The organism is Oleiphilus sp. HI0079, from assembly GCF_001635105.1.
Window position 1 is genome coordinate 1 of record NZ_LWFT01001029.1, and the last position, 597, is coordinate 597.

Consider the following 597-nt stretch of genomic DNA (forward strand, 5'->3'; position numbering starts at 1 on the left):
GTGCAGTACCGAGCTCGATTTAGAGCATTTAACATTTGTTCAATACTTATGCTCAGAAGATGAATATGACGCACAGACTCTGTTAACCTTCTGCAATAAAGTGGAAACCAAAGAGCTCGTTGCTATGCTTCTAAAAAATGGCAGCATTCAAGTAGAACAAGCCGCATAACAACCTAGGGTGAGACGGAGCCGAGCTATGGTCTCTGTAAATATAAACTACATCAGCTCCGGCGCACTGCCGCCGGAAGTACGCCGACAAATCGAAGAGTTGGCAGGCACGCGAATTATGCACGGCTCGCAGCTGTGTATTGCGATGCTCGGTGATCGCTTACTAGGCGCTGCAAGCGCCCGCCCGGCTGAACGTTTTGCACGTATCGATTTTCTGCATGTTTCCCAACGCCATATTTCCACACGCTTAGCCGAGATTCTTTTAAGCCATTTGCTCAAGCAACTGCACAAAGCGGGCGTTAACGAAGTTTCTACGGCAGCGACTCCCATCTATACCAAGGTGTTTTTAGATGCGGGTTTTATGGAAGAAAATATCACCATCCCCGGCATGCATTCCAGCGGCGACCTTACTGAATTGATTCAACCGAA

General features: G+C 48.1%; 1 protein-coding gene. It reads left to right on the forward strand.

Annotation, left to right across the window (positions count from 1 at the left end):
• Positions 1–196 precede the first annotated feature (196 nt).
• A partial coding sequence (locus A3750_RS18610) for a GNAT family N-acetyltransferase (protein ID WP_156498729.1) occupies positions 197–597 on the forward strand: 401 nt, incomplete at its 3' end.